Genomic DNA, 24872 nt, shown 5'->3' with positions numbered 1-24872 from the left:
CGAGCGCTTCAGGATGTTGTCTACTCGGCAGCCGTCGACATATAACCGTCGCGCTGGTCCTGCGCCTTGGCGTATTCGGGTTGGAAGCGGACATTGGCGTAGTGCGAATTCTTCTGCGCCTCTGCGGCCCGCTTGCCGAGTTCCGCCGTATCGCCGAAGCCGACAACCTGGCGAGCCAACTCGGTCAACGGACCGTCCACCTGGTACTCCGTACGCTGCATCGTGAGCAGATTGATGAGGTAGAGCGGCGTTCCGTTGAACTTCTCGAACATCTCGTGCCTGTTGCCCCATTCGGTCAGGAACCGTTCGCTGATCTGACGGAAGATCTTGATGCGGTCGTACGCGCTGATCTCAGCACCGCGCAAAGCCTCGGAAAGCTTCGGACCGATGTAGGGGTCCTCCAGCTCTTTTCTCGACGGTTGGATCACGACGCCGCGGCCGCAGAAATCGATGAGCATGTTGACCATCTTGTTCTGGTTTTCAAGATAGTAGGCACGGCCGAAGTCGATGTAGATATTGTTCGGCTTGAAAAGACCGCCCGGCGTCGCGAAGCCGGTTTCTTCGGCGGCGATCATGAATGCACGGCAGGTCTCGCGGAAGCGGATGAGTTCGGCGAGCTGGGCCTGGACGAGCGGATTGGTGCTGGTACCCAGAGATTGCGTTAGGAGCAGCGCGAGACCAACCATCAGTTCGGCATGGACGCAATGCCGGATCTGGGTCTCGAGATGCACCCAGTCGAACTGCCGCTGCGGATACCACTTGGCATGGTCCGGATTGCCGACGTGTTGGACGCGGTCCCAGGGAATCAGGACGTCGTCGAAGTACACCATCGCATCCAATTCGTCTCCGATCGTGGCCAACGGACGATCATACGGATCCGCATCCGGCTGAGCGTTTGATTTACGGGCGACGACCGAGATGCCCTTCGTGGCGATCGGTACCAGCGCGTAAACGGTCTGCTCCGGCGTCTGACCGGGGCGCCAGAGGTTTCCGATGAGGAGGTGGTTGACGAACGGAACGGAGGTGCCGATCGCTTTCCAGCCTCGCACCAGAATGCCGTCATCGCGCTCTTCGATGATCTTGAGCATCGGCGTCTCGGCCATCGCATTGTCGCGGCCGCGGTCGAACTGCACGTCGAGGAACATCGGCGAGATGGCCAGATCCTGCGAAGTCACTTCTTCCCACTGCCGTTGGATGTTGCCCGAGAGATCGCGCTTCTTTCCGGAGAAGCGGGAGTTTTCCGACCAGGGCTTCTGATCGTCCACCTGGGTGAACATGACGACGTTCATGCCGGCAGGCGGCCGGGTGAAGATACCGCCCTTGAAATGGCGGCAGAGGAAGTCGCAGTATTGCCGGCGCTTGACGACGTCCTCTTTGTTACGCGGCAGGAACCAATGCATCGACTGGCGCTCGCCGTCCTTGTCGATGAAGGTCGCAATTTCCTGGTTCTTCGGATCGAGGTGGAGATCGTAATATCCGGCGATGGCATGGGCATAGCCCTTGGTCGCAGGGTGAGTCGTGACGTCCTCGATCAGTTCGCCTCCGACATAGACTTTCCGGCCGTCGCGGAGCGACTCCAGGTATTCCTTCCCACTTCTCATTTCTATTCTCCGTTAGACGTGGTTGAGTTGACGTTGAAAAGTATCTGCATCCCAGTAGTCCTCGCTCCGGTGGATGAGGCCGTCGCGGATTACCAACAAATGCACGCCGCGAAGCGAAATCGCCTGTTCGCGCGGCGCGATCGGTCCCATTTGGCTCTTGAGCGTCGCCTTCAGGAGGTAGCTCATCATGGCGACGCCGTTCGCACCGACGGCACGCCGGTCCGGCGTCCAGGAAGCATCAGGAAACCAGCCGAAGAAGCGCCCCAGGCCTGAAGCTATTTCCTTCCGACCTTGTTTGACCTTGCGTTGCGCAATCTCTTCGTGACTGGCGTCGAGCGCGTAAAGAGCCGCGACCGCTGCGGCATCGCGAGCGTTGTGGGCTTCGTAGAATCGTTCGACGACCTTCTCGATACTCATGCCGACGCCCCTGCGGATGCGAGGTCCAACGCGACCGTCTTCAAGTAACGGCCCTGCCCGTACAGTAGCGGACGAAGCGACGTAGGCGCCAAGATCGTGCGGATCGCACCGATCACGACGACATGGGTCCCTATCCGTCGGATTTCGGAGGCGTCGCAATCGAACGTTGCGATCGCCTCACGCAGCACGGGCGTAAAAGATGGGACGGGAAGCTCGTCCGCGGGCACGACATCGCCTTCGAGGTACTTCGAAGCGCCGGGCTGTGCGCAACGTTGAGAGAGCCCGGCTTGAGCTTCGCTGAGCAGATTGAGCGAGAACTTTCGGTCTCTCTCAATGTCCGCGGCCGTGGCCGTCTTCGCGTTGATGCAGACCAGAAGAGTCGGTGGCTCCATGCAGACGGGCGTGTACGCGCTCACCGTCATTCCCCATGGCCGTTCTTCCCGAAGCGTGCCTACAACGGCGACGCCTCCCACCACCCGACGCATCACCGTGCGGAAGGCCTCGGGTCGCGGACCGGAAGCGAGATCCCAAAGCGCAGCGTGCGTACTGACGCCCATCTCCAAACGATGTCTCATCGTATAGCCTCCCATCGCAGCCTCGCGCTATTCCCTACCCCGCTCGGAGGAAAGTGCGCGATATGTTGGCAATGTCGCGAGGCTATTCGGGAGAACTACAAAGGGTCCAATCGATATTTGTGATTTCAAATATCTACGCGAATGCTGCGTTCTGCACGCGCTAGAACCATGGCGGCCTGCCAACGCGGCGCCGCGCCCCGACTATCGATGCAGTGGATGTCTAACATCGATCGTATGGATATTGTGACCGATCACCCCGGCCGCGGGCTCCCGAAACCATCAAATCAGGTTGATTTTGTTCGATCGAAACGTGCACACTCTTGTATTATGCCACTTGCCGGTCAGCGGGAGCAGGGCTTTGAACCTTCGCAGCGTCGACCTCAATCTCCTAGTCGTGCTCGATGCACTGCTGACGGAACGAAACGTCAGTCGCGCCGGCGAGCGCATTGGCCTTACGCAATCTGCGATGAGCGCGGCTCTGTCGCGTCTCCGCGAGCTGTTCGACGATCCGCTTCTGGTTCGCTTCGGTCGAGGGCTGGAGCTGACGCGAAACGCCGAAGAGCTCATCGTTCCGGTGCGGGAGACGCTGGAGCGCATCGAGCAGACGCTTTCGAAGAAGGCGCATTTCGATCCGGCCGAAAATGCGCGTAGCTTTTCGATAAGTGCTTCGGACTACGCCGTCCTGGTATTGTTAACGCCGCTGGTACGTGCGCTCGCCACCGAAGCGCCCAATGTGACCGTTCATCTCCTGCCGCGCGCCCGCGACCCGGGGCGCATGTTGCAGACTGGCCAGGCCGACCTCGTGATCGAACCCAGCGAACTGTTTGGCGACGCCGGATTCCCGTCGATGCCTCTACTCAGCGACCGCTGGTTATGTGCTGCCGACGTCCAACATCCGCACATCGCGAAGGATTGCTTGACCCACGAGCAATTCCTGGAACTGCCGCATCTCGTCTATGGCATCGGAATAGACCGGCAGCTAAACTTGGCCGACCAACGCCTTTCCGAGATGGGTATCCAGCGGCGCATTCAAGTCACGGTCGAGAGCTTCCTGCTGGTGCCGTTTCTCATCGAAGGTACCCCGCTCATCAGTCTCGTACTGGAGCGCGAGGTCCGGGCGCTGCATTCTTGCCCGAAGCTCAAACTATTCGAGCCCCCCATTGCTTTGCCCGACATTCACGAAGCCATGTATTGGCATCCTCGACATACCAACGACCCCGCACACGCATGGCTGCGCAATCGACTACGCGATGTAGCCGCCGACCTCGTTTAGGGTGATCGACATCGGCAACGGGAGGACGGCAACCTCAAGCTCCATGTCCACGCGTTGGCTACTAGGGCGCTGTCGCACGGATCGTGGGGGAGGCCGACGAAGCTTGGCGCGAGAAACCGCGCAGCGTCACGCTGTCCGATCTCGTGCAAATTCTTTCAAAGGAGGCATGCGGCGCTCTGGAAGGATACGTTCGCGTGGGTCTTATCCGGCTCGGGATGAACGCGCCTCGATTGCCGTGGCAGAATGTTCGCCACTGATCGGGGCCGGACCGAAGACAAGGCTTTCGGCCGGCGCGGCCAACGAAAGACCGTTTGCCTTGCATTGGGTGTAAAGGAGGTCGATGACTTCGTTGCGGGCCGCCGTCCAGCCGGCGGGACTGTCCACACGGAATAGCAACTCGACTTCAATCGCGGCTGCGTCGATCGAACTCAGGGCGACAATCGGCGACGGGTCCTGGACGATCCGCGTGCTGGCTTCCAGTACGGACCGCATGACTTGCTCGACGAAATTTGGCGTCGTGGTGGCAATGCGTACGGTCAACGTGATCTGGTGCGTCTCGTCGGGGCGGCTGAGATTGGTGACGCCCTGTCTTGCCAAGATGCTGTTCGGCAGAACGACGACATTGTACCCCCCGGTAAGCAGATTGGTGGAGCGCCAGTTAGTCTCAACGACGCGACCTTCCGTACCGTCCTTCAGCTGGATCCAGTCGCCTATGGCATAGGTCCTCCCGAGCGTCAGCGCGATTCCTGAGAAGACATCACCAAGGGTATTTTGCAGCGCGAGGCCAAAAATGATCGCGACAACACCTGACGTCGCGACCAGAGTGCCGACCGGCACACCAAACACAAAGCCAACGATCGACAGCGCCACACCGAGATAGATGACACCGACGGCCATGTCCTGGATCAGATGCGCTTCCCGTGGCCGGCGATTGAGCAACATATAGATGTGGACCAGGCCAATAATGGCCCATGCGAGATGGGTCCACCACAGGATCCTGGCCGATATGGAGAGCAACGCGTCGAAACCCCGCAAGTGAGCGACATCGACGCGTTGCGGAGAGATGCCGCCCAGATAGAGCACGAGGCTCATGCCGACAAAGAACAGAATCTGGGCGATCAATCGGCTTGTCGGACGGTCGCTCCCCTGAACATGCCAAACGATGATACCGGCAATTCCGAGGATGTTGGTCAGAACAAGCGGCATCATGTGATCTTCGTTTAACATGCGTGCTGTTCCAGTCTCGCCTCGATCGCCTGGCGGACCTCGCCGAAGTCGATCGGCTTGGTCAACAGGGCCTGCGCGCCCCGCTCAAGTGCCGTCTTGCGCGTTTCGGCGTCGCCGTACGCCGTGATCATGATCACCGGAACGTCGGGCCGCCGAGCGCGAAGCTCCGGCAGCATCTCCAAGCCATTCATCCCGGGCATGTTGACGTCGGAGAGGATGAGGATCAACGTTTGCTCGCCCGTATCGGAAATGCGGTTCAGGGCCTGCGCTGCCGAGCCGGCAAAGTCCATCACAAAGCGCTGGGCGCGAAGCTCGCGTCGAAATTGCTGGCGGAACAGGACCTCCAAATCGGGTTCGTCATCCACCACAAGAACTGATACAGTCATAGTCAGCCCGCAATACTGTGAGAAAGACCGATGTTGCGCGGCAGCAGGATAGTAAACTCGGTGAATTCGCCGGGCTCGGTCTCGACATTGATCCTGCCGCCATGTTGCTTCACGATGATGTCGTGGCTCATGGAAAGTCCGAGGCCTGTTCCCTCGCCTGGCGGCTTCGTCGTGAAGAACGGATTGAACATTTTCTCCTTCACGTCCGGTGGAATACCAACGCCATTGTCGCGGATGCGGATTTCAACGTAATCGCCGCGATCGAGCGTGACGGCGCAGAGCGCGGGCTCAAATCCGGGATCATCATCGTCACAACGCTTGGCGACGGCATAGAAACCATTGGAGATAACGTTTAGCAGCACCCGCGTGATCTCCTGCGGGAACACGTCGGCCATACCGGTGTCCGGATCGAACTCCCGCCTGAGGGTGACGTCGAACTGTGGTCTCTCAGTGCGCGCGCCATGATAGGCGAGATTGAGGCTCTCCTCGACCAGCGCATTGACGTCGGCAGGCCGATGCTCGCCGCCGCCACGACGCGAATGCAGGAGCATGTTCTTGACGATGGAGTCGGCGCGCTCACCATGCTGCACGATCTTCTGAAGATTGTCTGTTAGCAGCCCGCTCAGTTCATCGATTTCGCCGCGGATGTCGTCCGGGAGCCTGACCGGAGCCAGAACCTCGTTCAACTCGCCGGTCAGTTCGACCGAGAGCGCAGCGAAATTGTTGACGAAGTTGAGCGGGTTCTTGATCTCGTGCGCAATGCCAGCTGTGAGTTGACCGAGCGAAATGAGCTTTTCGGTCTGCACCAGGCGGTCCTGGGCCGCGCGTAGATCGTCGAGGGATCCGGCGAGCTCCTTCGTGCGGGCCTCTACTTCTTCGAACAGCCGCGCGTTCTCGATCGCGATCACGGCCTGATCGGCGAACGTCTTGAGAAGGTTGATCTGGCTAGCGGTGAACGTTCCTGGTTCGGCGCGCGAAACGCCGATTGTGCCGATCGCCGCGCCTTTCCGGAGCATGGGCACGACCACGATGCTTCGATACCCCCTCGCGCGTGCCATGCTCTTGATCGCCGGATGGACATCCGGTTCGGTCTCGATATCGGAGCGAAATGCGATCGCCGAGGTGAGTGCGACCCGGCTATGGATCCCGGAGGACGTGAGCGGCGCGGGAAATGAGGTTCGGATCTCCTCATCGCCGGCCACGCTTCCCGCCGTGCAGGCCGCCAGATGAAGCATGTCGCCGACGACACGCGTCACGAGCGCCGTTTGGCCGACAAGCAACCGCCTCGCGCTTTCGGAGATGACGTCGAATACCGGCTGCACGTCAGTTGGTGAACTGGCGATGACATTGAGGATTCCTGCCGTAACGGTCTGCCGCTCCAACGCGATAGCGAGTTCGCCCTGCAGGCGGGCATTCTCGGCTACTCCGCTCTGCAGTCGTTGTTCGAGCCCATCGCCCCTGTTCCTAAGGTCGGCATCCATTGTGCTGATCATCACTTCCCGACTTAGCGCCCACGGCCCGATGGGGACTAGGCCAACCCCAAGCCGCCATCGATGGCAACCACCTGGCCGGTCATCCATTCCGAGGTTGATCCGGCAAGCCTGACAATCCATTCTGCGACATCGTCCGGAACGCCGCGTCGTCCGAGCGGGATGCGCGCACGCTCCTGTTCCTTGACTGCGGCGGCCTGTTCCTGGGTCAGCCCCATCATGCCGGTGAGGGCGCCGGATTCTGTTGGCCCAGCGGCGACGGCGTTCACCCGTATGCCGAATGGCGCAAGCTCCAGCGCCCAACAACGGGTCAGGTGCTCCAGCGCCGCCTTGCTCGCTGCATAATGAGACAGTCCGGCCGCGGGCCGGTGGCCAAAGGTACTCGACACGTTGATGATAGTGCCGCGCCTCGCCTTCAGGTGCGGAAGGGCAGCCGAGGCAAGCAGGCTAGGACCGAGCACATTAACCGAGAAGATATCCATGATGCGATCGGCCGTGGTATCGGCCAATGGAAGGATTGCGCCGGCGCCGGCGTTGTTGACCAAGGCGTCTATTCTGCCCCAGAGATCCATCGCCTTGGCAATTGTGCGCCTGGCATCATCGGTCGAGGCCGCATCCGCAACGATACCCGCGATATTCGGATGCTCGGCGATCGTTTCGTCCAGAGGACCCGCCCGGCGGCCGGTCACGAGCACCTTGTCGCCCTGGTTGGCAAGGCGGGTCGCCGCCGCTCGCCCGATTCCTGAAGTGCCACCGGTCAGGACAATGACCTTTTCTTCGCTATGCATGTTGACTGCGCTCCTTTGCGGTTACTGGGCGGTCCAGCCGCCATCAACCGAGACGGCGGTTCCGGTGATCTGGTCGGCGGCGGACGAACATAGGAAAGCGACAGTGCCGCCAAGCTGCGCCGGAGAAACAAATTCGAGGGACGGCTGCTTCTCCGCCAGGAGTGTCCTGGCGGCTTCCGTCCGGCTGACCCCTCTTTGCGCAGCGATGTCGTCGATCTGCTTGTCGACCAGGGGCGTTCGCACCCAGCCCGGACATACTGCATTGCACGTGACCCCGCTCCCGGCAGTCTCCAGGCCGACCACTTTGGTCAAGCCGACCAGGCCGTGCTTGGCCGCGACGTAAGCTGCCTTATGCGTCGAAGCGACGAGGCCGTGCGCGGAGGCAATGTTGACGATCCGCCCCCAACACTGCTTCTTCATCTGCGGGACCGCCGCCGCAATGCCGTGGAACGCGGCCGACAGGTTGATCGCCAGGATCGCGTTCCACCTGCCGGCTGGGAATTCTTCGACCGGAGCAGTGAACTGGATGCCGGCATTGTTGACGAGGATGTCGAGCCGGCCGAATTTCTCGACCGTCGCTGCGATCAATCCGCGCACGGCCTCCTCCTTCGACATATCGGCGCCATCGTAAACGGCGCGCACACCATGCTCGCGTTCGATGCCGCCGCGGATCGCCTCGATCTCGCTGGCATCGCCAAAGCCGTTCAAAACGATATCAGCCCGGAGCTTGGCCAGCTCCCTAGCGATACCGAGCCCAATACCGCTGGTCGATCCGGTGACGACGGCTACCCTGCCCTTCAACATGGGAGTTCCTTTCGATGCTTTGGGATGAGATTTGCCGCGAGATCAGTCACGGCGGTGGACGTCGTGCGTAACAATGCCGAGCTCAGGAGCTGGCGGGTCGAGCCGCCGCGGATCGGCTAACGTACGGCGGATATCCTCCAGACCGCTCTGCCAATGCGCCCGCATCGCGTTCAACCCGAATTCGTAATCCTTTGAATGGCGCTCGTAGATCTTGGACTGGTAGATCAGATGGATGATGTTGCAGGAGCGATGGCGAGCCATGTCCGCGATGGCGCGGATTTCCGGATCCTGCTTTGCGCCATCCGGCAACATTTCGAGGATTCGCTGCAACGCCTGACGCATCTTCTGCATCCGAAGCGCCTGGTCCGTGATGGCGCGTGTGCGGCTGGAATACTGAATGTCCTTCTGGCGGCTGGACACCTCCATTAGGTCATTCGGCACACGGCCCCGCGCCGACCAAAGGTCAACCTGGAAGGTCAGCGTGTCGCGCGGCTCGCTCGACAGCACTCGGGATAGAGGCGTGTTCGAAACGACGCCGCCGTCCCAATAGTGCTCACCGTCGACCTCGACCGCTGGGAAGCCCGGCGGCAGGGCACCGGATGCCATGAAATGCTGCGGTCCGAGCCGGCGTTCAGCCGTGTCGAAATAGGTCAGGTTGCCCGTACGGACGTTGACCGCGCCAACGCTGACGCGCACCTCCCCCGCGTTCAGCCGATCAAAATCGACAAGCCGCTCCAACGTCTGCTGCAATGGTGAGGTATCGTAGAAACTCGTCGCCGCGTTGCCCGAGAAGGGCGCCAGGAACGGTGGCGGGAAGCGTGGCTTGAAAAAGCCGGGTTGTCCCTGGAAGAGGGCCCTGAGCGCCGCCAGGGCATTGTACGCTGAGCGGAGATCGAAGGCGAACGGCATCGCATTGGCAAGCCCTTCGCCGACCGGCCATTCCACCGCCGCCGCGCAGATGCTCTCCCAGAACTTGCGTAGCCGTTCGATCCGCTCGGCCTCGGGCGAGCCGGCAATAATGGCGGCGTTCAGCGCGCCGATCGAAATGCCAGCCAACCAGTTCGGCCGTATGCCGGCTTCGTGCAGGCCTTCGTAAACGCCGGCTTGATATGCACCAAGCGCGCCGCCACCCTGCAGCACCAGGGCCACGACATCATATGGCAATGGCTTGGCCGCTTGCGGCGCCGGATCGATTTTCCCGCGCATGACGTTCAACATTTTCTGAAGCTCCGGATGTAGGGCTGATCTCGGTCAGCCGGCATTTGCTTCGATCGAGACGTCGGAGACCGAGCCGCGGCGCGTAGTTACCTGGTCGGCGGCAAGATAGTCGTGGACCACGCCGCCGAGCCCGAGCGTCAGGTCCACGACCAGGTGCTTGGCCGACAGCACCTGCAGCACCGGCAACTCGGCCACGGGTGCCAGGGCATGCGAGTACAGATCCAGGGCAGCGGGCCCGGTCCAAGCGCCCTTCACGGTGATGTCCTCGAGGTGGAATCGGACCAGCTCGCAGATGCGCGGTGAACCATCGACATGCGGAATGATCTTGAGCAGGAAATTGGGAGCTGCGAGCTTGCGGGCTTCCGCTGCGGTATCGAGCGTGCGGTGCTTGTAGCCCATGGTGCCGGTCGCAATGCGGACCGAGCCGTAGTTCAATGTGCCAACCAGCGTGTCGATTTCGACCTCCAGCTTCGGTTGTGCCAGTTTCTTGGGAAACCCCCACAGTTCGCGCCCGCCCGCAATCGGCGGATGGTCGTTCAGAAACATCTGATGGGTGAAGCCACCCAGCTGGCCCTTGTAGGTTACGGGAATGACCTGGCCGCTCTCGGTGTAGTCGCCGAAACCGGTGGAATCCGGCATACGGATAAACTCGTAGTTCACCACCGGTTCGGCGACTTCCAGCGGTTCCGGCACCACACGGCGCAGCGCGTCGGGATCGGTGCGATACTGGATGATGAAATACTCGCGGTTGACGAAGCGATAAGGACCGGGAGGAAAGGCCGGGCTGCTCAGCGGCATCGCGAACGACGATGCACGCACGGTCTCGTGTTTCACGATGGTAAGCTCCAAGTTTGTCGGGGGCGGGCGCATCGCGCTTATCGGCACCCGCCCCTGGTTCGGATTTGACTCAACGCACGGTCAGTAGTCCCAGAACGCCGGCACCCATCGGAAGGCGTCGCCGGCGACCGCGACATGACCGACCGACGGGAACGGCATGTGCGTGGCCACCAGCAGTTCGCGGTTCGCCGCCAGCTCGCGCAAAAGTTCGATCCGGACGCGGGCGGCTTCCTCGGGATCGTGCTCGAAGCCGTTGTGCCAATCCGGGTGCTCGAACCCGACGGTGAAGACGAGGTCGCCGGCGAAGGTCAGTCGGTCGCCGCCGGAGGCGACGCGGACCACGCTGTGTCCGGGGGTGTGGCCACCGGTGCGGCGGACGACGACGCCCGGCGCAACCTCGTGCTCATCCTCGAACGTCCGAAGCTGGTTGTGGTACTCGTTCGCGAACCGCTTGGCGGTGGCCCGAAGCGCCTCCGGGAATCCCGGCGGCATCGAGACGCGGGAGAAATCGGGCGCCTCCCAGAATTTGACCTCGGCGGCCGCCACGTGGATCCGCAGGTCCGGACGCAGCCGATCCTTCACGCCCTCGACCAGCAAACCGCCGACATGGTCCATGTGCATGTGGGTCAGCACCACGTCGGTCACGGATGCCAGATCGATGCTGGCGGCTTCCAGTCGCTTGACCAACTGCCCGGCCCGCGGCAGGTGCAGATCCGGATCCAGCCCAAGACCCGCGTCGATCAGGATGGTCTGCGCTCCGCTGCGCACCACGACCACGTTCAGCGCCCAGTCGAACGCGTCCGGCGGCAGGAACATGTCGTCCAGCCAGGCGGCGCGGGCGGTCGGGTCGGCATTGTGCGCCAGCATCTTGGACGGCAGCGGCAGCACGCCGTCGCTGATCACCATAACATCGATGTCGCCGATCTTCAGTGCGTAGCGCGATGGTACCAATTCGTCGGCTTTCGATCTAACGGAGCGTGCGGCAGTGTCTAAGCTCATGGTTGTCTCCTGTTGAGTATTGCGGATCATCCGATCCATCTTCGAGATTCGAGCGATCGATCCTGAGCGGCTCGTGCTTCCCGTGCAGAAAGCGCGGTCAGTGCTCGTGAGGCGTTCAGAGATCAGTGACACGCTCCGGATCAGCGGACGCAAGAGCGGCGGCACGCTCGGCTCGCGGCGGATAGATCCAGACGGTATTGATATCCCTCTTGGTCTTCTTGGCTTCGTCGCCAACCATTTCGACCTTGCGCTCCCAGCCTCGCGTGAATAGCGCGCCGGCTTTTCCAAGATCGAGGCAGGTGACGTAGGCCTTCTGGTGGTACCGTTTGGTGGGGACGCCGAGCAGCTCGGCGGCCGCATTGTTGCCAGCGAAGGCGCCCATCCGCGTGGCATGCTGGCAGGACATCAGCGCGTAGTTGCCAATCTGGTCACATGCCGCTCTCGCGGCATCGCCGGTGGCAAAAACGCCAGGCACCGACAGCACGCGCAAGTCGGGATCGACGAACAGGCGTCCAAAGTTGTCGCGCTCAGCGGGAATCTGCGCGGTTAGCGGAGCGGCGCGCATGCCGGCCGCCCAGATCACGGTGCCGCTTTCAATATGCTCTCCGCTGGAAAGCGTGACGCCGGACTTGTCGAGCGAGGTGACGCCAACGCCGAGCCGAGTCTCCACCCCCAGCTTATGCAGCGCAGACTCGATGATAGGACGAGGACCTTCGCCCATGTCGGGAGCGATCGAACTGTTTCGTTCGACGACGACGACACGCGGCTTGGCATCCTTGCCGAGGATCTCACGAAGCCGTGCGGGCATTTCTGTCGCGACTTCGATGCCAGTGAACCCGCCGCCGGCCACGACCACCGTGTCGCGCATCTGTGATACCGGCCACCCCGCCAAGTGATGCAAATGCCGATCGAGGGCGATCGCGTCGTCGAGCTGGTCGACACTGAAGCCGTGTTCGGCGAGCCCGGGGATACTGGGACGAAACAGCCGGCTGCCAGTGGCGACAATCAATCGGTCGTAGGTGAGTCTCTGCTTCGCTCCCTTGGCCGCAACGATGTCTACCACTTGGGACTTGGTATCGATGGACTCGGCGCTGCCTTTCACATAGGCAACGTCAACGGCCTTCAGCACGTCCAGGAGCGAAGCTGTCAGGGTCTCCGGTTTCGGCTCATAGAGCCGCGGTCGAATCACCAGCTTCGGCTCCGGTGAAACCAACGCAATTTCAAGCGCCTCGGGCGAAACGCCCTGGATGTCGCGCAGCCGGGCCGCAGAGAGAGCGGCATACATGCCGGCGAATCCGGCGCCAATGATGACGAGTCGCATTTGTTTACTCCTTGGGATTGACTCTCTTCGATGAGGGCGCCGAGCTACGCGCCCATGAATTTGAGCAAGTCTGCGTTGATTATGTCGGGATGCGTCGTACACAGACCGTGCGGTAGCAGATCGTAGATTTTCAGAGTGCTTCGTTTCAGAAGCTTCGCCGACAAGGCTGCCGAATCGCCAACGGGCACGATCTGATCGTCGCCGCCATGCAGGACGAGCGTGGGGATGTCGATGCTCTTCAAATCTTCGGTGAAGTCGGTTTCCGAGAAGGCCTTGATGCCATCGTATTGCGCCTTGGCGTTACCCATCATTGCTTGGCGCCACCAATTCCAGATCACCGCCGGGGACGCCTGTGCACCTGGGCGATTGTAGCCATAGAACGGGCCACTGGCGAATTCGAGATAGAACTGTGCCCTGTTCGCTGCGAGCTGCTTGCGCAATCCGTCAAGCACCTCAATGGGCACGCCCGCCGGATTGGCTTCGGTCTTCAACATCAGGGGAGGCACGGCCCCGATCAGGACCAGTTTGGCCACCCGGTTCCTGCCGTGACGCGCGACATAACGTGCGGCTTCGCCTCCGCCCGTGGAATGACCAACATGAATGGCATTGCGAAGGTCGAGATGCTCGACCACAGTCGCAACGTCGGCTGCATAGTGGTCCATGTCATGGCCATCGCTCACTTGGCTCGAGCGGCCATGACCTCGCCGGTCATGGGCAATGACTCGATAGCCCTTGCTGACGAAGAACAGCATCTGCGCGTCCCAGTCGTCGGAACTGAGCGGCCAACCGTGATGAAAGACGATCGGCTGGGCGGACTTCGCCCCCCAATCCTTGTAGAATATCTGTACGCCGTCCTTGGTAGTGACAGAGGTCGTGGGATCGTTTCCTTGTGCAGGCAACATCGAATGGTCCCTCTCCTTGCCAATCGCCGAAGACGAGCGAACAGTCAGCGATGTCGCGCCAATGAGCGCGCTCGCCAGCAAGTTTCGACGTGACGTGGCTAGGCCGCTGTAGAGTTTTTCCGAAGTCATCCATTCGTCTCCGTGTCGTCAGATCGCTTACGGCTATCTAGGGGATCTCGGGGACCGCTGCCCAAGAGCGATTGCGCCGATTGCAGCGCGATTGCGACTAACGCGTGCTGCGCCGCCAATTGGTCGGTGTCTCGCCGGTCAAACGTTTGAATGCCGCGGCGAACGCGGTCTGAGAGCCGTAGCCAAGGGCTTCCGCCACCGCGACGACCGATGCATCGGTATCGCGCAGCATCTCCATGGCCTGCTCAAGTCGTCGCTGGCGCAGCCAGGCATGAGGCGAAAGGCCTGTGCTCTCCTTGAAGGCACGGCAAAAGTGGAAGCGCGAAAGACCGGCCTCGGAAGCGAGTGCTCCGAGGGAAACGTCCGCATCGCTATCGGAGCGCAACCGCTCGATGGCGCGGCGCAGGACATTCGGCGACAGACCACCCAGAGTTGGCCGAACCGTGATCGACGAGCCAGCATGTGCCGCCAAGAGGCGCGTCGCGAGAAGGTCCATCAATTGCTGCCTGAACAACGCGTCCAGCGTCGCGTGTCCTTCCAGAACATCCACTGCACTCATCAGCAACCGGGATGTAACAGGATCCGAGTGCACTGTCCGCTCCCGAAGATCGACGGGCGCGGCCGCGTCGGCTTCGTCGGCAACGCGCGAGAGTGTTGCGTGCGGAAGATAGAGCTGAAGGACATGCATCGGCCGGTGAATATCCCACCGAGAGGTTGAGCCAGCCGGAATGAGCGTCACGACGCCGGGACGCGCCGTTCCGATCGCAACTGATCGTCCGGTGCGCCGCTCAAGCCGTTGTACGCCGGTCGGGTAGGTCATGATGACGTGATCGACCATCGGCTTGACGACGTCGTGGACGGGCTCGTGCTTCCAGTATGCGATCGTGCCGCTGGACGGTTCCAACGCAACGCGAAAGGGCTTGGTCCTGAGCACGCGTGCCATCTCTTMATTGGCGGGGCGCCGCTCACCGGCCAGCGGATCACTCCTATCCGACTGCGTCGCGCCGGGCGCATTGTCCAGGGGGGCGCGCAAGATGGGCTTGCTCATGAACTTCCACTCGCATTGGGGAAGAACGTTCATTCCGCGCGTCTGCGGATGCATCGCTTCCCGTGTGCTGCGATCATGGCGGCGAGCGCTGTACGAGGGCATCGTGCAGCGGGTCTGGTCGCGCTGGTTCAGCGGATAGATCGACCTATACCTCGGTATAGTTCGGGAGAGATATTCCCCATCACGGGCGCATTCCTTGCAAACGCAGGCGCACTTAGCGAATGAGAGCGACAACGCTGGAATCGGGACCGGCAGTCCCCGGCACCGGAAGCGTGAAGCGAAAATGTGCGCCGCCATTGGGGCGATTCGCGCCCCAAATGTTGCCGCCGTGGGCACTGATGATCGAATGGCAGATCGCGAGGCCGATGCCAATTCCGGCATCCTTGGTGCTGAAGAAGCTGTCGAAGATGCGCGTGAGGTTTACGTCAGCGATGCCAGGCCCGTTGTCGAAGATGGAAAGGCCGACCGAGCCGTCTTCGTCGATCGAAGTTTGGACGTCAATCCGGCGAATCGGCTGACCGGACTGCACAATGGCCTGGACGCTGTTGACGAGCAGGTTGATGATCACCTGTTGCAACTGAATGCGGTCGCCCAGCACCTGGGGAAGCCCGGATGCGAAGGTCGTCGACAAGGCAATTGATCTTGAATCAATGTCGTGGCGAATGAATAGCAGCGCTTCTCTTGCGACCTCATTTATATCCATGAGGCGCTTCTCCGGCTCATGCTTCGCCGCCATACCCCGGATGCGATTAATGATCTCGCTCGCGCGTCGCGCGTTCGTCACGATTCGGGACGTGAGCTGGGTGACCTTTTCGAGGTTTTGATCAGCGCGCGCCAGCCACCTCAAGCTTGTCTCGCCATTGGTCACGATGGCTGCAAGCGGCTGGTTGATTTCATGCGCGATCGAAGTTGCCAACTCTCCGAGAGTTGCGATGCGGCCCGCATGCGCGAAATCAGCTTGAAGTTTCCGAAGTTGGCGCTCTGCGTTCAAGCGCTCACTGATGTCCTGGATTGCGATTAAGGTGTTGTCGAGTTGCTCGGGGGGCACGGGATATGTGACCGTGAACAGGACATCGATGAGCGAACCGTCGCATGCACGGATCCTGGTTTCTTCTATGAGATTGCGTCGACCTTCAAAGTGAGCCACCATGACCCGCTCGGCGAGCCCCGGGGCGGCAGCAAACAGGTATCGAACTGGCTTGATCAGGTCGGCGAGGGTATGAGCCCGAAACAGTGAGACAGCATCGCGATTGACGTCCGTCACTCGAACGACGTCCTTGGCGTGCTCGACTAGGTCAGGATTTCGGCTCAAATAGGAGGCAATATCGCGGATGCCCTTTGCCTTCAATTCGTCGAAGACCTCGCCCGCGCGTCGTGAATCGACCTGCCAGAGAGCCGTCGGTAGGTACTGAATGAGCTTGCGATACCGATCCTCGCTCGCCTGCAGCTCCCAGGACGTGCGGTCATCATCGATCGCGCCGTTGATCGTCACGAGCAGCGTGCCTGGCGGTTTCGGCTCGGCAGAATGCCAGGCCCGGATGATAGGGTTGCGTATAGCGCCGCTCAGGACCATTCTGCGGGTCTCAAGGCGCGAGCGGTCCATGGCAACGTTTTCGATTAGTCCGGCCAGGATTGAGCGGCTTTCAGCCGGCCAGAACGTACCGATCGACTGACCGATCATCTGCTCGTGCCCTGCATGTGCCCCGAACATGCGAACCGCGCGATCATTGGCGGCCAGAATTCGAGTTGCGGTAAGCAGTCCGTTGACCCAGTCCGGATGCTGATCAAGGTCGATAGCGGCCCCGCGGCGCCTGTGCTCCGCGATTGCATCAAGCAGGGGCCGGGCCGGCGAGGCATCAAGCTCCCAAGCAGCGGCCAGAGATCCCTGCAACTCGGCATCCATGCGCAGGTATGCTGCTTCGGTGAGCGGTCCCGCATTTCGGCCAAACTCAACGATGTCAAGGACGGCGCCGGCTGCGTCTCGACGCACCACTTGCCGAACGGCGGCCGCAACCTCGACTCCGGTCAGGCTACGCCGAAAGACGATCCCCTCCCATCGACCTTCGCGGAGCAGTATGTCGATGTGATCGATACCGGAGTGGCCGCGCGAACCGATCTCTGCCATGTGTCGACCGACCATCGCCATGGAAGGCCAGCCGTACAGGACTTCCGATGCGACATTCCAGTACTGGATGACACCGTGCGGGTTGCTGACGATGATGCTTTCGGACACAAGGTCAGCCAGTTCCGTGCCGGGAGCAGAGGCAGCGAGATTCGGCTGGCCGCCTTGCGATACCTGTCGGGCGAGATTAGTCATCTGATGGTGGATCCCATCGCTGGTTGTGTCGCGAGCGGCCTGCGCAGTTCATTGCGTTCTGCAGGAGATGAAAGAGCAACTCATCATTGACCGGCTTGGTCAGGCAGGCATAGGCACCGCCCCTCAGTGCGCGAGCCTCTGTCGCCGGACTTGTGTCCGCAGTGAGAAAAATGACCGGCATCGACGAGCCCAGCTCTCGTAATCGCTCCTGTAGTTCAAGCCCGCTCCGCCCGGGCATGCTCACATCGGTGATCAAGCAATCGAAGCGGCCCGGTTCAAATTCGGCCATGAAAGCCTCCGCCCGATCAAACGAGCGACACGCAACGTCCAGGACCAGGAGGAGATCGCAAAGAGCCTCTCGTACAGCTTGGTCGTCATCTACGATGGCAACTAGGGGTGTTTTGGACAAACAGATGTCTTTCGCTGGCATGGCCCGACGACCATCTGCCCATTGTTGATCGGGTTGTACCTATTCCTTGGTGTAGGCTGGGTTACCTACTTCCCTCGAAGTTCCGCAGGAAGTGCTTCCCAAATCCGGATCAAGTCTCCGACTGACGTTGCTTTCAGCTTTCTTGTCCCGTTGCCGCGATGCAGCTTCACAGTGATCTCGCTTATGCCAAGATCAAAGGCGATCTGCTTGTTGAGGCGGCCCCTTGCTACCTCACCCAGGACTTCGCGTTCTCGCGGAGTCAAGGTTGCAAAGCGGGCAGCGTGTTGCGTGATGCGCCTGGCCGCGGCTCTTTGCGAGACATCCTTTTCGATCGCCGCCGCGACGGCGTCGAGGAGCGTCTGGTCTCTGACTGGCTTCGTCAGGAAGTCGACGGCTCCCGCCTTCATTGCCTGGACGCTCATGGCGATATCGCCATGACCCGTGAGGAAAATGATCGGTCTGGTGTTGCCGTTCAGGGCCAGACGCTGCTGCAGATCCAGCCCGCTTGCTCCGGGCATGCGAACATCGAGAATCAGGCAGCCGGGCCGCTCCGGAAGATCGGCACACAACAATTCCTGCGTCGAGCCAAAGCAGCACGCGTCGATGCCGACCGACAGCAAAAGCTCCCGAAGCGCGGACCGGATCTCCTCGTCGTCGTCCACGATCAAAACAAGTGGGCGGTCTGCAGTGTTGGAATTAAGAGTCATAGGTAAGCGCGTTACGTGCGAAGAAGGCTGCGAGCCCGTGGATACGGTTGCCCCAAGCATTTGGGTGGCCTCCCGATCGCTTCTGCCCCGCGGTCTTTCGCTGCCTCTTCGCAGATGCCCGTAAGGTCCATGTCATGACACGGCCATCACGGTCACTTGGCTTTTACGGCGTGTTTCTAGGACTCGCAGGGTGCCCGCGTCTTGCCCAAAGCCGTCATGTTTTGGCTCATTCCGTGCCAAACGAGGACCATGCGACCACGAGTCACGGAATCACCAGTGCTTGCGAACAGTTACCACCTGCGCTCGGGATTCCGCCGCAGTTGGTAGCAGCAGTTGATTGGGTCGACCGCATTGAGATTGCTTCCGAAGCCGTTGCGACTTTCGCGACGATGTGCCCTCACGAAAAGTTGCATCCCGGGGCGGCCGTAGACAGCCCCTTGCCGATTTCCGATAATGCAGCGCAAAATTCGCATGCCAATCAGAGCCTGCAATCTAACCTTCCGGATCAATTCAAATGGCACAGGCCGGCGTCTATGGATCGAGGCTCGGACAACCCTTGCAGGTGAAGAATGCACCTTCGCTGATTGCACATACGCTGCGCAGCGCCGAACTGGCGGTGACTGAAACCCGAAACGACGACCCGGTGCCCGGCCTTTCCGGTTCCCTGCCCTCCGCGGACGCTTACCTCGTCAGCCTTAAATTTCGTGACTATCCGGACTGCGAGTGCTGGGAGCGAGGCCGAAGTGTCATCAAGACGAATATCCACGGCGGCGCAACCTATCTCTACGATCTGAAACGCGATCCGCGCTACGTCATCGACAAGCCGTTCCACTCCCTCTTTTTCTATCTTCCACGCTCGGCTCTTGACGACATCGCGAGGCAGGCCGGTGCACCGCGCATTGGCGAACTCGCCTATGAACCGGGTATAGGCCACGACGACGCGGTCGTCCGTAACCTCGGAGCGTCGCTCTTGGACGCTCTCCGTCGAGCGGACGAGACCAACCAGCTTTTCGTCGACCACATGTTGCACGCACTTACTGCGCACGTCGCTCAGGCCTATGGTGGGCTCCGACCTAACGCCAAGCCGATCCGCGGTGGCCTTGCTCCGTGGCAGTTAGACCGTGCTTGCGATAGGCTCGAGTCCGACCTCGCGGGAAAACTTTCACTACGGCAGATCGCGGCCGAGTTCGGTCTTTCAGTCGATCATTTTTCGCGAGCGTTTCGAATCTCCACGGGTCTGCCGCCGCATCGATGGCTGCTTCGCCAGCGAGTGAAGACAGCCCAGCAGCTGATGACCGTTCGCGATGTGCCTCTATCCGAGGTGGCGAAATCGGCCGGGTTTGCCAATCAGAGCCACTTTACCAAGGTCTTTTCGACCATAGTCGGCGTCAGCCCGGGAGCCTGGCGGCGAGACATGCGGGGCTCATCGGACAGCGAGACCTGATCCTGATTACTTTATTGCGGCTCATCCCACGCGTCGTCAAACCGACACTCGTGATGGCGATCGCCCCAGCAGCACGTGACGTATTTTCCTGACCACCGCAAGCGACATGCGCGCGTTCTACGCACTACAGTGGTGAAGCGACCTTTCCTAAAACAGGCACGTTTTGTCTGATCCTGCTGTGCGCACAGCAGTGCTAACGCTCGTTGGAGGTTACCAAACGCCCGTCGGCGCTCGTTGCGCCCGGGCGGGCGGGTACCCGTTCACACGCGGAAATTGCTATTTATCTGCCGAGAGCCGTTCGCGCCCATGCGCCGCGCCAAAATCGTGCAGAGGGCCCGCAGGGACGATACCCGTGGGATTGATGGAGCGATGGCTCTGATAGTAGTGACGCTTGATATGCTCGAAATTCACGGTCGATGCGATCCCTGGCCATTGGTAGACGTCACGGACGTACGCGGAGAGGTTGGGATAGTCGGCAACAGATCGAATGTTGCACTTGAAATGGCCGAAATAGACGACGTCAAACCTGATCAGCGTCGTGAAGAGCCGGATGTCCGCCTCGGTCAAACGATCGCCGAAAAGGAAGCGGCTATCTGCCAGACGCTCTTCGAGCCAATCCAGTGTCTCGAACAGCGGACCGACAGCATCATCGTAGGCAGCTTGTGTGGTAGCAAATCCGGCCTTGTAGACACCATTATTGAGCGTGTCATAGACACGGGCATTCACGGCATCGATCTCGTCTCGAATCTCGCTAGGATAGAAGTCGCCCAATCTCGCACCAAGGTGATCGAACGTGAAATTCATCATGCGAACGATTTCGGACGATTCGTTGCTGACGATAGTGCCTTGTTGCTTGTCCCACAGCACTGGCACAGTTGCCCGACCAGTATAGTGGCTGTTGGCCAGCGTGTAGATCTGATGCAGATATTCCGCGCCGTTGACATGGTCGGGTATCACTCCCGGCCCCTTCGCGAAACTCCAGCCGCGCTCGGCCATCAGCCAATGCACAATGGATACGGAGATCTTGTCTTCAAGACCCTTGAGCACTCGCATGATCAGTGTTCGATGGGCCCAGGGACAAGCGAGACTGACGTAAAGGTGATATCGACCAGCCTCAGCTCTGAACCCGCCAACACCGCTCGGACCAGGACTTCCATCGGCGGTAATCCAGTTGCGGAAAGCTGCGTCCTTGCGGACGAAAAAGCCGCCGGTCGCGCCGGTGTCATACCAGGTGTCACGCCATTCACCTTCGACCAACAGTCCCATACCGTCCTCCTGGCGTGATCATCTCGCGGGTTCATCTCTGGTAAGAACGAGAGACAAGAGTCTTATGGCTGGCACCGGTGAGTTTGTCGAGAATGCCGATCGGCGGTGCTTGGATCGCGCCTATATCACGTATTCCAATCACTAAAAGCGGCTCCGATCGGGAGCCGCATTCTGGCGCCAAAGGCAAAGGCCAAAGCTCTAGTGCTTCTTGAAGCGTTCGATGCGCTCGCCGGGCGGATGACCAGGCCAATTGATTACGCCATTTTGCATCGACGGCGAGGCAAAGAGCCGTTCAGCGTATTCGGACACCCTCGGGCAGTCCTTCCACATCCAATCGTAACCAAGAAAGAGAAGACGGAAGAGACTTACACCCCAGAAGATATCAGCCAGGGTAAATCCATCGGGCATCAACCACTCGTTTTTGCTTTCCAATCTTCGATCCAGTTGCACGATAGTGCTGTGCGTTGCTTCGATAATCCTCCACATATTGGTCGGCTGCGATATGAATTCACGCCCCGCTTCTTCCTTTATGATCTTGTGCCTGTAAGCTTCGCGAAGAATGGAGTCTACCGGTAAGCCCTCCAAACGCTTTCGTACTAGTTCGATCTTCTTGTTGTGAGCCCCCTGCATTCCCGCGCGAATTTCTTCGGGGCGATCGTCGCCGTCGGGATTTGCGCCGTAGAACAAACCGGCATGTGGTATTGTGTCGACAATTGCTATTTCAGTCCAAACCCTGTTTTGCCATTGCAGCGGCACCAACGCCCCTCCACTCAAGATGTCGAGATAGGCCGCAATCAGACGTGAGTCCGCGACAACTTCTCCCTTCTCATGATCGACCAGCGTGGGTACCGCCAGGGGGTCAAAGCCCTCGTTCTCAACACTTGAGCTCCCGGAATAGCCGCTAACGAATGGTCGGCTCCGCGCGATGGCAGACGCCATGCGGAGCTTCACATATTCCGCCGAATAATTTTCGCTGAACGGCGGCATAATGATCAGCTCGCTGCTGGCGAATGGAGCCCCGATCTGGAATAGCGCCACGCGAATCTTCTGAGAGCAGATCGACATAGTGAAATGAAAAAGCTCGAGTCGTGGAATTAGCGACTGGTCGCCTCTCCGCTTCGGATGCACACCGCCACTCGACACTATGCACCTCCGCTCAGGATCTCCGATTGCGGAATTCCGCGCTTGCTCCGCCAACGCGTCGACAGACGTTCTTAGATTGATAGTCATAGCGCTTCCTGAATGTTGGGGGTCTGGCACGCACGCTTCTGCCGTGGCCAGACTAGTCGCGGACCGCTCGACTAGAAGCCGACATTTTTCGAACCAAGCGTTCAAGCTATCGGACGATGCTTCCGCCGCCGAGGGAAGGCAGGATCTCGCGACCATCGTTCCAATTCACGGAACGATGCGTCCGATAACGCCCGGCTTCCCGCCCTGCCCGCGCTGTATTTACGTCCAAGACGGCCATCGGCTGCCGCATTGACGTGGTTGGCGGCTGACTCCTCAAAACTCTGGAGCTAAGAAATGACTTGTCTCTTGGTAATTGAAGCGAGCCCCCGCTTTGAACATTCGACTTCCCGCATCTTGACTGCTCAGTTTGTCGAGAAGTGGTCGCGCCTACATCCGAATGCTTCCGTCATTAGGCGCGACCTTGCGCGATCCAACCTACAATTCGTTGACCTTCCGTGGATCGGAGCCGCATTTACCCCGCCTGACCAACATTCGCCGGAATCCGCTGCGGCCTTGAAGACATCAAACACCTTGATCGAGGAACTCAAGGCTGCCGACCACATCGTCATCGGCACGCCAATGTACAATTTTTCCATACCGGCACTCCTCAAAGCTTACATCGATCAGATCGTGCGCGTCGGCGTTACGGTCTCAACCACATATGAAGGCATGTTGAAGGGCAAAAAGGCGACCGTGATCCTCACGACGGGCGGCGACTTCTCTCCTGGAGCTCCATTCGCCTCAGCCAACGTGGCGAGCTCGTATCTCAAGCAGATTCTCGGGTTTGTCGGCATTACCGACGTCAACATCGTTCTCGCCGTCAAGACTCTCACTATCGACCAAGGCGAGACAACCCTTGCGGATTTTGCCAAACGGTTCGATGCCGAAATCTCTGCGGCCGCAGCATGGCCGAGAACGGACCGTTTGGAGTCTCTGACCGTCGCTTGATCGCACTCTTTGAGTGACAGATTTGATCGCTCAGGATGCTGGCCGTTCCAGCATCCTGCAAACCAAAACACATTCCGGACCAGTAACGAAACTCAGGCAGAATGGGAGCACCAACGCGATGAACGTCCAGATCACCGACAAAGACAGATTTGAACAGACACCGTATAGTATGTGGCTGCAGACAGAGATTCTGCACACGCTGCAAAGGACGGTGAGCGATCATCCAGGGGAGTACTCGTTCATCGTCAACTGTCAGGTCATGGAGCTTTATTGGGCTCTCATTGTCCGAGAACTTCAGGCCGCACAGAGCAGTCTGAGACAGAATGACCTTGCGAAGGCTCAGCAAGCCTTGCGCCGAGTGGTCGATGCACATGAACCACTCAATGCCACGTGGCGTTCTCTATCGTGGCTGACCCCGTCTGACCTGCTTCCGATGCTGGGCGCGGCTGGAGCGACGTTAGGGCGCGACACTGCTCTCCAAGGTTGGACCTACCGCCACATGGTCTATCTGTTCGGAATCAAACAAGGGGAACATTTGGAGCACTTCAAGCCGCAGCCGCGCAGATGGCAGCAACTGAATGAGGCCCTTAACGCTCCGAGCGTCTACGACGACGTGCTGGCATTCCTGCATCGTGAAAAGCTTCCCATTCCTCGAGCTCAGTTTGAGCGTGATTTCGCTCAGCCGTACAAACCTAGCCCCGAGGTCGAGCGGGCTTGGCAAATTGGGTACGATAAGCGACCCGAGATCGAGAACTTGGGTGAGACACTTGCCGATATTGCCGAGGAGTTCACGACCTGGAAATATCGCCACCTAATGCTGACCCGACGTACCCTGGGATCTCGTAAGGCCTACTTCGGCGTCTCCGGAATTGAGTGGCTGACGCCGACTCTCGAAGAGATTCCATTCCCGGAACTCTTTTCGGCCAGGACGTTCATCGGCGACCCCCCAGCGGGCTGCCCCGTGGGCAAAGCCAAGGAGTGAGCTTTCGCGACCGCCAGAGTTTAGGGGGAAGCAGCCGCGACGGCCGCTTCCCTCCAATCCACGCGGATCGGCGTGCCTGCAATGGCTCCTCGGTTCTTGCACAGAATCGATAGCAGGCACGGAGCGAACGAACGCTCATTTGGGCATAGCAAATCAAGATCGCCGGTTGTTTGGTGGGATGGCAGCAGTTTCATTTGGCCGTTGCAGCCGGCGCGGGCATCGCAACCATTCGCCGGATTGAACGAATGACGGGTGCTATCAACGCCCAGTTCGAAACGGTCGAAAAGATCCGCCGGGCGCTCGAAGGGGCCGGCGTTGAGGTTATCGGAGAGCCTAAGCTGTCATTCGGCCTGCAATATTGACCCCCTAAGCCGGGGGATCGGCGTCCAAAATTGACCCCCTATAGGTTGGTCTGTTGCGCTGCCTGCTTTGGAATGAAGCAGGTGGTCGAGGATGCTGATCGTGGAGACGATTGCGCGGATTCGGCGCGAGCACTTCATCAAGGGCAAGACGATCAAGGAGATTGCCCGTGA

The 24872-nt window shown here is 60.0% G+C and carries 23 protein-coding genes and 2 pseudogenes; 6 read left to right on the top strand and 19 right to left on the bottom strand.

Annotated features, from left to right (window positions below; translation table 11 throughout):
* Positions 1-20 precede the first annotated feature (20 nt).
* Genes AC1DW2_RS37240 through AC1DW2_RS37230 form a run of 3 tightly spaced genes read right to left on the bottom strand, consistent with a single transcriptional unit; the run spans position 21 to position 2593 of the window.
* Positions 21-1601 carry a 4-hydroxyphenylacetate 3-hydroxylase family protein gene (locus AC1DW2_RS37240; RefSeq protein WP_477008461.1) on the bottom strand — a complete coding sequence of 527 codons (1581 nt, stop codon included), beginning with the start codon at positions 1599-1601 and terminating at the stop codon, positions 21-23.
* 12 nt (positions 1602-1613) lie between these two features.
* Entirely contained in the window at positions 1614-2018 is a 405-nt protein-coding gene (locus AC1DW2_RS37235) for a nuclear transport factor 2 family protein (protein WP_342738500.1), read from the bottom strand.
* The gene (locus AC1DW2_RS37230; protein WP_194391248.1) at positions 2015-2593 is read right to left on the bottom strand and encodes a flavin reductase family protein; all 579 of its coding nucleotides are present in this window, start codon (positions 2591-2593) and stop codon (positions 2015-2017) included. The genes AC1DW2_RS37235 and AC1DW2_RS37230 overlap by 4 nt, the downstream gene beginning before the upstream one ends.
* 358 nt (positions 2594-2951) lie before the next feature.
* Here AC1DW2_RS37230 and AC1DW2_RS37225 point away from each other — a divergent pair, with 358 nt between their 5' ends.
* Entirely contained in the window at positions 2952-3866 is a 915-nt protein-coding gene (locus tag AC1DW2_RS37225; protein WP_342738497.1) for a LysR family transcriptional regulator, read from the top strand.
* 68 nt (positions 3867-3934) lie between these two features.
* Positions 3935-4085, top strand: a pseudogene (locus AC1DW2_RS37220) (Rrf2 family transcriptional regulator); the annotation flags it as partial.
* On the opposite strand, the gene AC1DW2_RS37215 reads toward AC1DW2_RS37220, so the two are convergent.
* The 14 genes and pseudogenes from AC1DW2_RS37215 to AC1DW2_RS37150 all read right to left on the bottom strand — a co-directional run bounded on the left by AC1DW2_RS37215 (position 4068) and on the right by AC1DW2_RS37150 (position 18469).
* On the bottom strand, positions 4068-5093 hold the full coding sequence (locus AC1DW2_RS37215; RefSeq protein ID WP_342738495.1) for a mechanosensitive ion channel family protein: 1026 nt from the start codon (positions 5091-5093) through the stop codon (positions 4068-4070). The pseudogene AC1DW2_RS37220 and the gene AC1DW2_RS37215 overlap by 18 nt on opposite strands.
* Positions 5087-5479 (bottom strand): response regulator, encoded by a 393-nt coding sequence (locus AC1DW2_RS37210; protein ID WP_477008460.1) that lies wholly within the window; start codon positions 5477-5479, stop codon positions 5087-5089. The genes AC1DW2_RS37215 and AC1DW2_RS37210 overlap by 7 nt, the downstream gene beginning before the upstream one ends.
* Positions 5480-5481: 2 nt before the next feature.
* Positions 5482-6897 (bottom strand): annotated as a pseudogene (locus tag AC1DW2_RS37205) (ATP-binding protein); the annotation flags it as partial.
* A 110-nt stretch (positions 6898-7007) separates the two neighbouring features.
* Positions 7008-7757: an SDR family NAD(P)-dependent oxidoreductase gene (locus AC1DW2_RS37200; protein WP_194391245.1), complete on the bottom strand. Its 750-nt coding sequence runs from the start codon at positions 7755-7757 to the stop codon at positions 7008-7010.
* A 21-nt stretch (positions 7758-7778) separates the two neighbouring features.
* Positions 7779-8561: a 3-hydroxybutyrate dehydrogenase gene (locus tag AC1DW2_RS37195; RefSeq protein ID WP_342738489.1), complete on the bottom strand. Its 783-nt coding sequence runs from the start codon at positions 8559-8561 to the stop codon at positions 7779-7781.
* A gap of 42 nt (positions 8562-8603) precedes the next feature.
* Positions 8604-9779: a patatin-like phospholipase family protein gene (locus tag AC1DW2_RS37190; RefSeq protein WP_342738487.1), complete on the bottom strand. Its 1176-nt coding sequence runs from the start codon at positions 9777-9779 to the stop codon at positions 8604-8606.
* Between the two features lie 33 nt (positions 9780-9812).
* Positions 9813-10613, bottom strand: a complete 801-nt coding sequence (locus AC1DW2_RS37185; protein WP_477008459.1) for an acetoacetate decarboxylase — start codon at positions 10611-10613, stop codon at positions 9813-9815.
* Between the two features lie 84 nt (positions 10614-10697).
* Entirely contained in the window at positions 10698-11654 is a 957-nt protein-coding gene (locus AC1DW2_RS37180) for an MBL fold metallo-hydrolase (RefSeq protein ID WP_194391241.1), read from the bottom strand.
* Between the two features lie 76 nt (positions 11655-11730).
* Entirely contained in the window at positions 11731-12936 is a 1206-nt protein-coding gene (locus AC1DW2_RS37175) for an NAD(P)/FAD-dependent oxidoreductase (RefSeq protein ID WP_477008458.1), read from the bottom strand.
* 44 nt (positions 12937-12980) lie between these two features.
* The gene (locus AC1DW2_RS37170; RefSeq protein WP_342740868.1) at positions 12981-13838 is read right to left on the bottom strand and encodes an alpha/beta fold hydrolase; all 858 of its coding nucleotides are present in this window, start codon (positions 13836-13838) and stop codon (positions 12981-12983) included.
* 226 nt (positions 13839-14064) lie between these two features.
* The gene (locus AC1DW2_RS37165; protein WP_477008457.1) at positions 14065-15015 is read right to left on the bottom strand and encodes a helix-turn-helix transcriptional regulator; all 951 of its coding nucleotides are present in this window, start codon (positions 15013-15015) and stop codon (positions 14065-14067) included.
* Positions 15016-15229: 214 nt separating this feature from the next.
* Positions 15230-17332 carry a PAS domain-containing sensor histidine kinase gene (locus AC1DW2_RS37160; RefSeq protein ID WP_342738479.1) on the bottom strand — a complete coding sequence of 701 codons (2103 nt, stop codon included), beginning with the start codon at positions 17330-17332 and terminating at the stop codon, positions 15230-15232.
* Positions 17325-17762, bottom strand: a complete 438-nt coding sequence (locus tag AC1DW2_RS37155) for a response regulator transcription factor (RefSeq protein WP_477008456.1) — start codon at positions 17760-17762, stop codon at positions 17325-17327. Before AC1DW2_RS37155 ends, AC1DW2_RS37160 begins: the two co-directional genes overlap by 8 nt.
* 65 nt (positions 17763-17827) lie before the next feature.
* Entirely contained in the window at positions 17828-18469 is a 642-nt protein-coding gene (locus AC1DW2_RS37150) for a response regulator transcription factor (protein ID WP_342738475.1), read from the bottom strand.
* A 514-nt stretch (positions 18470-18983) separates the two neighbouring features.
* Here AC1DW2_RS37150 and AC1DW2_RS37145 point away from each other — a divergent pair.
* Positions 18984-19913 carry a helix-turn-helix domain-containing protein gene (locus AC1DW2_RS37145; RefSeq protein ID WP_477008455.1) on the top strand — a complete coding sequence of 310 codons (930 nt, stop codon included), beginning with the start codon at positions 18984-18986 and terminating at the stop codon, positions 19911-19913.
* A 276-nt stretch (positions 19914-20189) separates the two neighbouring features.
* Here AC1DW2_RS37145 and AC1DW2_RS37140 read toward each other — a convergent pair whose 3' ends face one another.
* Both AC1DW2_RS37140 and AC1DW2_RS37135 read right to left on the bottom strand, forming a co-directional pair.
* Complete coding sequence (locus AC1DW2_RS37140) at positions 20190-21179, bottom strand: glutathione S-transferase family protein (RefSeq protein WP_477008454.1); 990 nt, start codon at positions 21177-21179, stop codon at positions 20190-20192.
* A gap of 198 nt (positions 21180-21377) precedes the next feature.
* Positions 21378-22244: a glutathione S-transferase family protein gene (locus AC1DW2_RS37135; protein WP_477008476.1), complete on the bottom strand. Its 867-nt coding sequence runs from the start codon at positions 22242-22244 to the stop codon at positions 21378-21380.
* A gap of 459 nt (positions 22245-22703) precedes the next feature.
* Here AC1DW2_RS37135 and AC1DW2_RS37130 point away from each other — a divergent pair, with 459 nt between their 5' ends.
* From AC1DW2_RS37130 to AC1DW2_RS37120, 3 genes are all read left to right on the top strand, one after another.
* Positions 22704-23357: an FMN-dependent NADH-azoreductase gene (locus AC1DW2_RS37130; protein ID WP_342738467.1), complete on the top strand. Its 654-nt coding sequence runs from the start codon at positions 22704-22706 to the stop codon at positions 23355-23357.
* Positions 23358-23475: 118 nt separating this feature from the next.
* Complete coding sequence (locus AC1DW2_RS37125) at positions 23476-24339, top strand: tryptophan 2,3-dioxygenase (RefSeq protein WP_477008453.1); 864 nt, start codon at positions 23476-23478, stop codon at positions 24337-24339.
* 194 nt (positions 24340-24533) lie between these two features.
* A complete protein-coding gene (locus AC1DW2_RS37120; RefSeq protein WP_477008452.1) occupies positions 24534-24701 on the top strand; it encodes a hypothetical protein in 168 nt (55 codons plus the stop codon).
* The last annotated feature ends 171 nt before the right edge of the window (positions 24702-24872 follow it).

It is taken from the genome of Bradyrhizobium sp. P3_C3, from assembly GCF_056402655.1.
The sequence above is the reverse complement of the archived record's forward strand: the minus strand, read 5'-3'. Positions and strand labels throughout refer to the sequence as shown.

Excerpts from the sequence above, each read along its gene's own strand:
- AC1DW2_RS37240 (WP_477008461.1), bottom strand. The coding sequence starts at position 1,601 with ATGAGAAGTGGGAAGGAATACCTGGAGTCGCTCCGCGACGGCCGGAAA.
- AC1DW2_RS37235 (WP_342738500.1), bottom strand. The coding sequence starts at position 2,018 with ATGAGTATCGAGAAGGTCGTCGAACGATTCTACGAAGCCCACAACGCT.
- AC1DW2_RS37230 (WP_194391248.1), bottom strand. The coding sequence starts at position 2,593 with ATGAGACATCGTTTGGAGATGGGCGTCAGTACGCACGCTGCGCTTTGG.
- AC1DW2_RS37215 (WP_342738495.1), bottom strand. The coding sequence starts at position 5,093 with ATGTTAAACGAAGATCACATGATGCCGCTTGTTCTGACCAACATCCTC.
- AC1DW2_RS37210 (WP_477008460.1), bottom strand. The coding sequence starts at position 5,479 with ATGACTGTATCAGTTCTTGTGGTGGATGACGAACCCGATTTGGAGGTC.
- AC1DW2_RS37200 (WP_194391245.1), bottom strand. The coding sequence starts at position 7,757 with ATGCATAGCGAAGAAAAGGTCATTGTCCTGACCGGTGGCACTTCAGGA.
- AC1DW2_RS37195 (WP_342738489.1), bottom strand. The coding sequence starts at position 8,561 with ATGTTGAAGGGCAGGGTAGCCGTCGTCACCGGATCGACCAGCGGTATT.
- AC1DW2_RS37190 (WP_342738487.1), bottom strand. The coding sequence starts at position 9,779 with ATGTTGAACGTCATGCGCGGGAAAATCGATCCGGCGCCGCAAGCGGCC.
- AC1DW2_RS37180 (WP_194391241.1), bottom strand. The coding sequence starts at position 11,654 with ATGGATCGGATGATCCGCAATACTCAACAGGAGACAACCATGAGCTTA.
- AC1DW2_RS37175 (WP_477008458.1), bottom strand. The coding sequence starts at position 12,936 with ATGCGACTCGTCATCATTGGCGCCGGATTCGCCGGCATGTATGCCGCT.
- AC1DW2_RS37170 (WP_342740868.1), bottom strand. The coding sequence starts at position 13,838 with ATGTTGCCTGCACAAGGAAACGATCCCACGACCTCTGTCACTACCAAG.
- AC1DW2_RS37160 (WP_342738479.1), bottom strand. The coding sequence starts at position 17,332 with ATGACTAATCTCGCCCGACAGGTATCGCAAGGCGGCCAGCCGAATCTC.
- AC1DW2_RS37155 (WP_477008456.1), bottom strand. The coding sequence starts at position 17,762 with ATGCCAGCGAAAGACATCTGTTTGTCCAAAACACCCCTAGTTGCCATC.
- AC1DW2_RS37150 (WP_342738475.1), bottom strand. The coding sequence starts at position 18,469 with ATGACTCTTAATTCCAACACTGCAGACCGCCCACTTGTTTTGATCGTG.
- AC1DW2_RS37145 (WP_477008455.1), top strand. The coding sequence starts at position 18,984 with ATGGCACAGGCCGGCGTCTATGGATCGAGGCTCGGACAACCCTTGCAG.
- AC1DW2_RS37140 (WP_477008454.1), bottom strand. The coding sequence starts at position 21,179 with ATGGGACTGTTGGTCGAAGGTGAATGGCGTGACACCTGGTATGACACC.
- AC1DW2_RS37135 (WP_477008476.1), bottom strand. The coding sequence starts at position 22,244 with ATGTCGATCTGCTCTCAGAAGATTCGCGTGGCGCTATTCCAGATCGGG.
- AC1DW2_RS37130 (WP_342738467.1), top strand. The coding sequence starts at position 22,704 with ATGACTTGTCTCTTGGTAATTGAAGCGAGCCCCCGCTTTGAACATTCG.
- AC1DW2_RS37125 (WP_477008453.1), top strand. The coding sequence starts at position 23,476 with ATGAACGTCCAGATCACCGACAAAGACAGATTTGAACAGACACCGTAT.